Origin of the sequence: Pontiella sp. (genome assembly GCF_041622395.1) — a bacterium.
In the GTDB taxonomy this organism is placed as follows: Bacteria; Verrucomicrobiota; Kiritimatiellia; order Kiritimatiellales; family Pontiellaceae; genus Pontiella.
In genome coordinates this window covers 1-10401 of sequence record NZ_JBFJYW010000121.1, presented here as the reverse complement: position 1 = coordinate 10401, position 10401 = coordinate 1, and the positions used below count along the sequence as shown (strand labels likewise).

At 59.4% G+C, this 10401-nt stretch carries 11 protein-coding genes; 3 read left to right on the top strand and 8 right to left on the bottom strand.

The annotated features are described in order from the left end of the window. From ABYO54_RS08615 to ovoA, 8 genes are all read right to left on the bottom strand, one after another. The coding region (locus ABYO54_RS08615; protein ID WP_372807844.1) for a ribonuclease HII at positions 1-501 on the bottom strand (501 nt) is incomplete at its 3' end. A gap of 113 nt (positions 502-614) precedes the next feature. After that, positions 615-962 carry a 50S ribosomal protein L19 gene (gene rplS / locus ABYO54_RS08610; RefSeq protein ID WP_372807843.1) on the bottom strand — a complete coding sequence of 116 codons (348 nt, stop codon included), beginning with the start codon at positions 960-962 and terminating at the stop codon, positions 615-617. Positions 963-1025: 63 nt separating this feature from the next. Next, a complete protein-coding gene (gene trmD, locus ABYO54_RS08605) occupies positions 1026-1742 on the bottom strand; it encodes a tRNA (guanosine(37)-N1)-methyltransferase TrmD (protein WP_372807842.1) in 717 nt (238 codons plus the stop codon). Between the two features lie 140 nt (positions 1743-1882). Beyond that, positions 1883-2113: a KH domain-containing protein gene (locus tag ABYO54_RS08600; RefSeq protein ID WP_372807841.1), complete on the bottom strand. Its 231-nt coding sequence runs from the start codon at positions 2111-2113 to the stop codon at positions 1883-1885. 3 nt (positions 2114-2116) lie between these two features. Then, a complete protein-coding gene (gene rpsP, locus ABYO54_RS08595) occupies positions 2117-2521 on the bottom strand; it encodes a 30S ribosomal protein S16 (RefSeq protein WP_372807840.1) in 405 nt (134 codons plus the stop codon). Positions 2522-2569: 48 nt separating this feature from the next. Further along, the gene (ffh, locus tag ABYO54_RS08590; protein ID WP_372807839.1) at positions 2570-3913 is read right to left on the bottom strand and encodes a signal recognition particle protein; all 1344 of its coding nucleotides are present in this window, start codon (positions 3911-3913) and stop codon (positions 2570-2572) included. A 111-nt stretch (positions 3914-4024) separates the two neighbouring features. Further along, positions 4025-5203, bottom strand: a complete 1179-nt coding sequence (locus ABYO54_RS08585) for a MalY/PatB family protein (protein WP_372807838.1) — start codon at positions 5201-5203, stop codon at positions 4025-4027. Then, positions 5188-7290, bottom strand: coding sequence for a 5-histidylcysteine sulfoxide synthase (gene ovoA / locus ABYO54_RS08580; protein WP_372807837.1), 2103 nt, complete (start codon positions 7288-7290; stop codon positions 5188-5190). Before ovoA ends, ABYO54_RS08585 begins: the two co-directional genes overlap by 16 nt. A gap of 157 nt (positions 7291-7447) precedes the next feature. Here ovoA and ABYO54_RS08575 point away from each other — a divergent pair, with 157 nt between their 5' ends. The 3 genes from ABYO54_RS08575 (at position 7448) to ABYO54_RS08565 (ending at position 10086) form a co-directional block, all read left to right on the top strand. Beyond that, positions 7448-8515, top strand: a complete 1068-nt coding sequence (locus ABYO54_RS08575; protein ID WP_372807836.1) for a fatty acid desaturase — start codon at positions 7448-7450, stop codon at positions 8513-8515. A gap of 487 nt (positions 8516-9002) precedes the next feature. Beyond that, complete coding sequence (locus ABYO54_RS08570) at positions 9003-9452, top strand: DUF1456 family protein (RefSeq protein ID WP_372807835.1); 450 nt, start codon at positions 9003-9005, stop codon at positions 9450-9452. An 82-nt stretch (positions 9453-9534) separates the two neighbouring features. Beyond that, the gene (locus tag ABYO54_RS08565; RefSeq protein WP_372807834.1) at positions 9535-10086 is read left to right on the top strand and encodes a cob(I)yrinic acid a,c-diamide adenosyltransferase; all 552 of its coding nucleotides are present in this window, start codon (positions 9535-9537) and stop codon (positions 10084-10086) included. The last annotated feature ends 315 nt before the right edge of the window (positions 10087-10401 follow it).

Here is a 10401-nt window from a genome sequence, read left to right as displayed (position 1 = left end):
ATCCAACGCCACCATCATCCGGTCGCGGGTGACCTTGGCGATGATGCTGGCGGCGGAGATGGAGATGGAGAGCGCGTCGCCCTTCACGATCGCCTTGTGCCCGCACGGAAGCCCTTTAAAGGGCAGACCATCGACCAGCGCAAAGTCGGCCCCGACCTGGGCGGCGGCGATCCCCATGGCCTTATGGGTCGCCTTGAGAATGTTGATGTCGTCGATCTCTTCGGGCTCGACGACCCCGACGCCGACCTGAACGGCCGCAGCGCCCTGCAAGATGTCGAAATATTCATCCCGCTTTTTTTCGGACATCGCCTTGGAATCAGTCAACCGCCCGTAGACGATTGCCAGCTCCCGTTCGATATAGCCCGGCTCAAAGATCACCGCAGCGGCCACGACCGGCCCCGCAAGCGGTCCGCGCCCGGCCTCATCGATTCCCGCCAAACGCAGAAATCCCGAGGCCCAGGCTTCTTTTTCATAAAGCAGGACGTCGGGATGTTCGCTCATTTCACGCGCTCCTTGGTCAACGGTCGGAATGTCAAAAGTCGAAGGTCACTGCAATTGCAGACCTTCGACTTTCAGACGTTCGACCATTGGACAGCGGCGTTGCCGCCTGCCCTTTAGACGCGGCGTTCTTTGATGCGGGCTTTCTTACCGGCCAGATCGCGCAGGTAGTAGAGCTTGGCGCGGCGAACCTTACCGTGGCGCTCGATTTCGATCTTGTCGATGTTCGGGCTGTTCAGCGGAAAAACACGCTCAACACCTTCGCCATAGGAAATACGGCGTACGGTGATGGACTCGGTGATTCCGGTTCCCTTGCGGGCAATCACGGTTCCGGTGTAAACCTGAATACGGAACTTGTCGCCTTCTTTAATCTTGTAGTGAACGCGAATGGTGTCGCCGATAACGAATTCGGGATGGCGATCCTGAGTGGCGTTCTCCTGATGGATTTTTTCAATAGTGTTCATAAAAGTCTCTCGCTTCTGGATTTATTCAAAGAGCGCTAGATAATATCCATCTAGCTTTGGTGGTCAAGCGTTGTTTTCGGCAATTTCGGGGTCACCCCCCAAAAGATCGGCCCGGCGCTCGCGCGTGCGCTCGAGGGCTTGCTCCCGGCGCCACTGGGCGATTTTCCCGTGGTCGCCGGAAAAAAGGATTTCGGGGACTTTCATTCCGCGGAACTCGGGAGGGCGCGTGTACTGGGGAAACTCGAGCATGCCGGACGAAAACGATTCGTCCTCGGTGGCGATCTCCCCCGCCCCAAGCGCACCGGGGAGCAGGCGGACGACGGCATCGATCACCACGGCGGCGGAAAGCGCGCCGTTGGTCAGCACATAGTCGCCAATGGAGATTTCCTCGTCCACCAGCGCCTCGCGCACCCGTTCGTCGATCCCTTCGTAATGGCCGCAGACAAAAACCAGATGGCGGCAGTCGTCGGCCAGCCGCCGGGCATCGGCCTGCCGGAAGGTCTTTCCGGAGGGGGTCATGAGGACGACGCGGCTTTCGGGGGTCTTGACCGATTCGATCGCGGCGAACAGCGGCTCGCACTTCATCACCATTCCGGGGCCTCCGCCGAAGGGGCGGTCGTCGGTGGTGTTGTGCTTATCGGTCGTGAAGTCGCGCGGGTTGACGAGATTGAACTCGACGAGCCCCGCCGCGGCGGCGCGCTTCATCATGCTCTCTTCCAGGAAGCCCGAAAGCATTCCCGGAAAGAGCGTCACCACATCGATTTTCAACACACCGTTCATGTGAATTATCCAACAGAAGAACGCCAAGCTCGCAAAGCACCTGACCAAACATTCTTCGCGTTCTTTGCGCCCTTCTGTTTAAATGAAAAAAAGAGCGTCCGATGAGAACGCCCTTTTGAGTTTCCAAGCCTTGGAAGCTTTTAGTCGACCACTTCGAGCATGGCCTTGCGGCCATTCTTGGCGGCGATGGAGTTGAGGATGGTACGCATCGCTCCTACCGTCTTGCCGCTCTTGCCAATAATCTTGCCGACATCCTTGGCGTTGCAACGCAACTCGAAGATAATGGTCTTTTCGCCATCGATCTCCGTGATCTGCACCTCATTGGGCGCATCGACCAGGGACTTGGCGATACTTTCGAGAATTTGCTTCATCGCCTAGTTTTTTTCTTCAGTTGCTTCTTCAACCGCAGGAGCGTCCTCGGCCGTTTCTTCAGCCACGGGAGCTTCTTCTGCAATTTCATCCGCAACGACTTCTGCCTCAACCGCGGCAACCGGAACTTCTTCGTCGGTCACGGCGCCGCTCACGGCCTGCTCCACCGGAAGGGATCCGGCCTTCTTGATGAGGCTCTTGGCGGTATCGGACGGCTGTGCGCCGCAGGAAAGCCAGTAGTTGACGCGATCGAGGTTCAGCGAGAAGTTGTTTCCTTCCTGCTTCGGGTCGTACCAACCGAGGGTTTCAATGAAGCGTCCGGTCGTCGGATAACGCGAGTCCTGAACGATTACACGATAGAACGCGGCATTGCGGTTGCCCATTCTGCGAAGTCGAATTTTAACTGCCATATTGTTGTCTCTCCGTAAAAAATTATCCCTCTACCTGGGGTAAAGGGGCTACTTTGTAGTGAACTTCTTTAGGTGCCGCAACCTTTTTTCCATCTTTTTGAACTGCTTCCCCATTTTGCCCATTTGATCGAACCGCTTCAGCAACTGGTTGACATCCGCCAGTTTGCGGCCGCACCCCGCCGCAATCCGCAATCGGCGCGGACGATCGATCAATTTCGGGTTCCTGCGTTCCCATTTGGTCATGCTCTGAATGATCGACTCGAACTTCTTCATTTCGATCTCGGAGGCGGTGGCGATGGCCTCCTTTTTCTTGGCATCCATCTTCATGGCATCGCCCGGCATCATATCGAACAAATTGCTGATCGGTCCGAGTTTTTTCATCTGCTGGATCTGGCTCAAGAAGTCCTCGAGGTCCATCTGGTTTTTGGCCAGCTTTTCCTGCATTCGGAGCGCTTCTTCCTCGTCGACGATGCCCTGCGCCTTTTCGACGAAGCTGACGATGTCGCCCATGCCGAGGATGCGCGAGGCCATGCGTTCGGGATAGAACGGCTCGAGATCCTCCATCTTTTCGCCGGAACCGGTCATCAGGATCGGGCACCCCGTGACGGCATGGACCGAAAGGGCCGCCCCGCCGCGGGCGTCGCCGTCGAGCTTGGTCAGGATCATTCCGGTCAGGCCGACGGCCTCCTTGAACGCTTCGGCCACATTGACCGACTCCTGGCCGATGGCGGCATCGAGCACCAGCACCTTGTTGTTGGGCTTGGTTTCGGCTTCGAATTCCTTGAGCTCCCGAACCAGCTCCTCGTCGACCTGGAGGCGGCCGCCCGTATCGTAGATCACCACGTCGTAGTTGCCGTCCTTGGCGAACTGCGCCGCGCGGCGCCCCAGCTGCGGCACCGTTTCGCCGGGGTCGGGGCGAACCATCTCGCAGCCCACCTGCCCCGCCAAAATCATCAGTTGCTCGACGGCGGCCGGGCGGCGGATATCGCAGGCCACCAGCAAAACGCGGCGGCCCGCTTTTTTCCAGCGCATCGCCAGCTTGCCCGACGAGGTGGTTTTACCGGAGCCGTGCAGGCCCATCATCATGACCGAAGCAGGGCGCCCCGTGAGGTCGAACTCCTTGTGCGCCCCGCCGAACAGCTCTTCGAGCTCGTCCTGGACGCGCTTCACCACCAGCTGTCCCGGCGTGATGCTGCCCATGACCTCTTCGCCCATGCAGGACTCCTGCACCTTCTTGACGAAGTCGCGCGCCACCTTGAAGTTGACGTCGGCCTCAAGCAGCGCCAGGCGCACTTCGCGCATCGCGTCCTTGATGTTCTTCTCGGTCAGCTTGCCGTAGCCGCGCAGGTTCTTGAATGTTTTCTGCAATGCAGAGGATAGGTTTTCGAACATGGGCAATCAGTTAATCGTTAATGGTTATTCAATAAATGGAAAGTCACGGAGTTAAACGGAACACGGGGATTTTACAAACCCCTAATCGCAGAATAATCGTTCCGGCGCGGTTCACGGAGCTTGGAAGGCCGCGACGATGCGATCGACGGCGGCCAAGAGTTGCGCGCGCGGATGGGCGCAGTTGATGCGGAACCACCCTTCCCCGGCGGGCCCGAAAAACTCGCCGCCCGAAAGTGCGACGTTGGCGTCGCCCAGCAAGCGGTCGAACACCGCGCGCCACGGGCCGAATTGGCGGAAATCGCTCCAAACGAGAAAGGTTGATTCCGGTAGCATGGCGTCGATCCCGGCGGCGCGGAGGCGTTCGACGACGAGTCGGGTGTTTTCCCGCAGATAGGCCACGAGTTGCCGCTTGTATTCCGCGCCCTCCGGCGAGAGCGCGGTTTCGAGCGCGACCTTGCCCAACAGGTTCACGTCGGCGACATGAAACCGGTTGGCCGCCGCCTGGAAACGCCCGCGCAGGTTGGGATCGGGAATCATCATGAACGAGGCCATCAGCCCGCCGCAGTTGAAGGTTTTCCCGATGGAGTGCGGCACGACGGCCACTTTCTCGGCGCCGGGGAGGGTCAGCAACGATACGTTCCGCGCGGGGGGATAGACGATGTCGGAGTGGATCTCGTCGCAGAAGAAAACCACCTGGTTGTCGATGCACAGCGCCAGTAGCCGCTCCAGCTCGGCGCGGGACCAAACGCGGCCGCCGGGGTTATGCGGGCTGCAAAACATCAGCAACGAGGTTTCCGGGCGGGCCAGCTCGGCCTCCAACGCGGGAAAGTCGATTTCGAAGCGGCCGCTCTCGACGCGCAACGGACAGTCGGCCACCACCCGGCCATAGGCGCGGCTGAAGGTGAAGAAGGGCCCGTAGAGGGGCGACAGCAACGCGACGCGGTCGCCGGGGGCGCTATAGGCCTCGACCGCGAGCGAGATGGAGGTAACGACGCAGGGCGAGAGCGTTATCCAGTCGCGCTCGACCGCGGCGCCGTGCTGGTCGCGCATCCACCAGACGATGGCGTCGAACACCTCGTCGTATTGGGTGGTGTAGCCGTAGATGGGATGCCCCACCCGCGCGCGAAGCGCGTCGACCAGAAATGCGGGGGCCGGCAAATCCATGTCGGCCACCCAGAACGGTTCCGCATCGGGCTTGCCGAAAAATTGGCCGAGGGCCTCGTATTTTTCCGCGTGCGTGCCTTGGCGGGATACCACCGTATCGAAATCGTAGATCATCGTTTTTTCCATAGGGTCACTTCGGAGAAGGTGTGTTGATGTTTGTTGGCGGTTTCGCGGATGACGAACGGCAGCTTGACGGGCTCACCGACCAGCGAAAAGCGTTCATCGAGCTCCGCATGCAGTCCGTCGAGCGTCGTCACGGGCTCGCCGTCGCGCTTGAAGCCGCCCAGCCACTTTTCCTTTTTCGTAAATTCTTCCAGCCAGGTATAGGGCGATGCAATCAGCAGCATGCCGCCGGGATTCATCCGCCCCGGGAGATCGCGCAGAAACTTTGCGGGATCGTTCAACCGGTCGATCAGATTCGCGGCCACCACGAGGTCGTATCCGGTAAAGACCGGCTTCATATTCGTGGCGTCCTGCTGCATGAAGCGGATGTTCGAAAAGTCGCCGCTCAATCCCAGCTCCGCCAGGGTCCGCTCCTGGAACGTAACCAGCTCGCCCTCCTCGGCGCGCTCGTAGCGGATGCGCCCCGCGCGCTGCATCCGCGCGCCGACCTGAACGAACCGCGCGGAAAAATCGAGCGCATCGACTTCGCCGAACCGCCCGGCCAACTCGAAGGCCACGCGGCCGACCGAGCACCCGATATCGAGCGCCTTGCCATGCGGCAACCCCTCCATCGCCGCCAGCGCCGCCGCGGCGATCGCCTTCGGGAAAGCGGGCACCCCGAGGCAGGGCTCGCCATAGTGGAACTCGCAATACTGGGAAACCAGCGCGTCGGTTTCGTAGACATCGAACTCCTTTTTCACGGGCTTGCCGGAAACCACGTAGCGGAACCCCGCATGCTGATAGAAGTGGCGGCGGAACGCATAGCGGCTGTGCAGCGCAATCTCGTTCCCGGTCGAAATCCACGAACCGCCCTTGATCAGATTGTGGCGGTTGTCGAAGGTGGGCACCGTGAAATCGTCGTAGAGCGGATGCACCTCGAAGCCGTCGAAGGCATAAATCGGCGTCTCGTTCCACTGCCAGACGTTGCCGACCAGATCGAAGAAGTTGCCGTGGGCGAAGGTATCGACCGGGACCGACGAAGCATAGTGCTCCAGATTCCAGTTGGCGGCGATGGGCGCTTCGTGGTGCTCCACATCCAACCCCGCCACCTCGAGCATCCGCCGATATTCGGCCTCGTCCGGCATGCGCACGGGTCGCCCCGTTTTGTCGGACATCCATTCGCAGAAGGCCTTCGCTTCGAGATAGCAGACTTCGACGGGCCAATTGGGCGGAAGCGGCACCTCTTCGGTCATCAGGCGAAGCCTGTAGTGGCCCGGTTCGCCGCGCCAAAACTCGGGCATGGTTGCGCCGTGATAGTTCCGCCAGGCCAGCCCCTCCTCGTCCCACCATCGATCCTCGGCATAGCCGCCATCCTCGACGAAGGCCAAATATTCCTGGTTCGAAACCAGATATTTCGACGCCGCGAAATCGGGCACATCGATCTGCACATGGCCATATTCGTTGTCCCAGCCATAGAGGCGGTGGTCGAGCGGCTTTCCCAACGCCACGGTTCCGCCGGGCACGTCCACCGGTTCGTTCTCCGGCGCGATGCCGCTCGATGTGCAGGGAGGAAACCACGCCGAGGAGCGCACCTGCGCGAGATCCAACTGGCGGATCAGCACCGAGCTGGTTTCCAGATGGATCCGTTCGTGCTCGATCCCCATCATGATCGGCCACAGGGGGCTCTCCCACCCGATCGGCATCGAAAAATCAACCGATTCGATCACGCCGATCACCACCGCGCGGACCTGGTCGCGATAGGCGCGGATCTCGTCGATCGGCGGCCAGTCGTAGTGGGCGTCGTTGAGGTCGTCCCAACTCATTTCATCCACCCCGATGGCGAACAGCGACTCGAACCGCGGGTGGATGCGCGCCTCGATCCGCTTGGCCAGCACCAGTTTGTTGACGTAAAACGTGGCGGTGTGGCCGAAGTAGAAAACCAGCGGATGCCGCAACGGCTGCGGCCGCAGATAGAAGACCTCGTCCGAAACCAAGGTCTCGAACAGCCGCTCGTAAAGGGTCCACGTCGCATTGAAGTAGCGCTTGATCTCCGCCCGCTTTTCTTCGGCGGTTCCGGTGGTTAGATCAATGTTGTTCGTCACGTATTCCATTGCAAATCCTCCGCTGTATACTCCGCGCGAACTCAACCCAACGAGTTCGAAGCACATTCGAAGTTAAAACAATTACGCGCGCGCGTCCCCCCGAAACCGCCACTCTTTTTCCCGACAAATGGCTCGCCCCGCCATACGGTTGGAGTATTTTCGGGTTGTGGAAAAGAGCGAACAAATCATGGGAAGCGAAGAGCGGCCCGCTTCCGGCGAGCCCGTAAGCCGGCAAGCGCTGAACAAGATTATCCTGCAGTTCACGACGCCGAGCCGGGGGAAGGCCGCCTGGCAGATCGCCGACACCCTCCTTCCCTATCTGGCCCTCTGGGCGGCGGCCATCATACTGATCCAAAAAGGCTTCCCGCTTTGGATGGCCTTCATTCCCATTGTGGTGGCCGCCCCGTTCCTCGTCCGGGTTTTCATCATTTTCCACGACTGCTGCCATTCGTCCTATTTCAAATCGAAATGGGCCAACGACATGATGGGCTACCTGACGGGCATCCTGACCTTCACCCCCTACACGGATTGGGGCAAAGCCCACATCCGGCACCACGCCACCGCCGGCAACCTCGACAAACGCGGCATCGGCGACATCTGGACGCTGACGGTCGAGGAATACATCGCCGCGCCCAAGCTCAAGCGCATCACCTACCGCATTTTCCGGAACCCCTTTTTCCTTTTCGGCTTCGGCCCGTCGTTCGTCTTCCTGATCCTCCAGCGCTTTTCGCAGAAAGGCATCCAGCACAAGGGAAGGCTCAGCGTCTACATCACCAACGCGGCGATCCTTTCGATGCTGCTGCTGGCCGGGGCGACCATCGGCTATAAAACCTATCTGCTCATCCAGCTTCCGGTCACCATCATTTCCGCCACGCTCGGGCTGTGGCTCTTCTATGTGCAGCACCAATACGAAGAGGTCTACTGGGCGCGCAACGAGGTCCGCGACTCCGTGAAGGCCGCCCTGGAAGGCAGCTCCTACTACAAGTTGCCGAAGATCGCCCAATGGTTCAGCGGCAACATCGGCCTCCACCATATCCACCACCTGAACCCATCGATCCCCAACTACAACCTGCAACGCTGCCACAACGAGATCCAGAAGCTCCAGCACATCGAGCCGCTTGGGGTCCGAAAAAGCTTCAAGTCGCTCCGCATCCACCTGTGGGACGAAGAAACCAAAAAACTCATCAGCTTCAAGGCGATGAAACTCATCCGCAAAGCCCGCCGAAAACAATAGCACCCGACAGCTTGCTTAACATTAAGCCGACCTGACTTGGTTTACCAAAGAAAGCACCGAGGCACTGAGACCATGTGTGATGAGAAAACTCTGTGCCTCCGTGCTCTTGTGGTAAAAAAAAGGCCCTTCTTATATTTTTATGGAGGATGAGGACTTTTCGCAGCTCAGGGGACGACAACGAGTGTTTGCAACGAATGTAGGAAAAGCAACGAATCAAATGGCCTGGAAACATTTCCGCATCTCTTAAAATGTGGATTATACATTGGGAAAACACTGGTCGGCGCACACAATAAATCCCTCATTGCAACGAGCCCAACATGCCGGAACATTCGTTGCTTTTCCTACATTCGTTGCCACTAAATTTAACGAAGAACCAAAAAAAATTACGGATAACTGCGTGCAGAACACAACGAAAACCTGATTCGATTCCGATTCGCTTACCCCCTCCGTTGTGCTTAAATCCCCGCTTTCAAAAGGAACCCCACCCATGACCAACAACGACACCCTGCGCCGCCTGCGCTATGCCCTGAACATCAACGACGCCCAAGTCGCCGAAATTATCGCCAAGACCGGTCGCCCCACCACGGCCGACGAAGTCGTCGGCTGGCTCAAACGCGAAGACGAGCCGGGCTACGCCGAACTATCGCATGCCGTTCTCTGCCGCTTTCTCGACGGACTGATCGTTGAAAAACGCGGCCCCCATCCTTCCGGCAACATCCCCGCGCCGCTCGAATTCCTGCCCAACAACGAAATTCTCAAGAAGTTGCGGATCGCGCTGAACCTGAAGGAAGAAGATGTGCTGGGCGTCTTTAACAAAGCCGACTTCGTCGTCACCAAGGCCGAGCTCGGCTCCTTCTTCCGCAAAGAGGGCCACCGCAACTACCGCAAATGCCCCGAGCAGGTCCTACGCAAATTCATCCACGGCCTCGGCAAATAATCCAGCGGCCCGATTCCGGGCAAAATCGCTTTGGACTTTCCAACCTTCGCCCTTAAACTTTCCGCGTTTTAAGGAGACCACCATGCCGAAGATTTTCACCAAGACGGGCGACAAAGGCGAAACCGGACGGTTCGACGGGACACGGGTGCCCAAGAACGACCCGCAGATGGAGGTGCAGGGCGCGATCGACGAATGCAACTCCGCCATCGGCGTGGCCCGCGCCTTCGTCGAAGACGAGCAACTCGACGCCGCCCTCAAGAATTTCCAGAGCCACCTGCTCGTGGCCGGCGCCGAAGTGACCAACGCCGGAAACGACCACGCCCTCCCCTTCATTACCAAAGTGGAAATCAAGCGGATGGAAGGGCTGATCGATGACACCGAAGCCGAACTTGAACCGCTGACGCACTTTATTCTGCCCGCCGGCGGAAAAGCCTCGGCCCATCTGCACGTCGCCCGCGCAGCCTCGCGCAAAGTCGAGCGCCGCCTCGTCACCCTACGCCAAACCGCACCGGTCAACCCCGTTCTGCTCGCCTACTTCAACCGCCTGTCCGACGCCCTCTTCGTCCTCGCCCGCCTCGCCGCCAAACGCGCCGGCCACCACGACGAAATTTGGACAAACCCGCGCAAGCCGTAACGCCGCCGACAGGACGCCTGCTTTTTCCACGCCCCCGGCCCAAAACGGCCGCCCCCTCCCTGCCCACACTTGCGCAAGTGTGGGCGGTCAGTCACGGAATCCTGTTCGTCGTTCCCATGCGGCGGGCGGAGGCGAGCAGCTTTGCGGCCTCAATCAACCGTTCTTCGAACAACTGGCACAAAACGGCGCGGAGCACCGTTCTACGGCCCAATAAACTCGCATGGCCCGATCCGCTGCCGACTGGCAGGACGCCTGCTTTTTCCATGCACCCGGCCCAAAACGGCCGCGCCCCTCTCCGCCCACACGTGCGCAAGT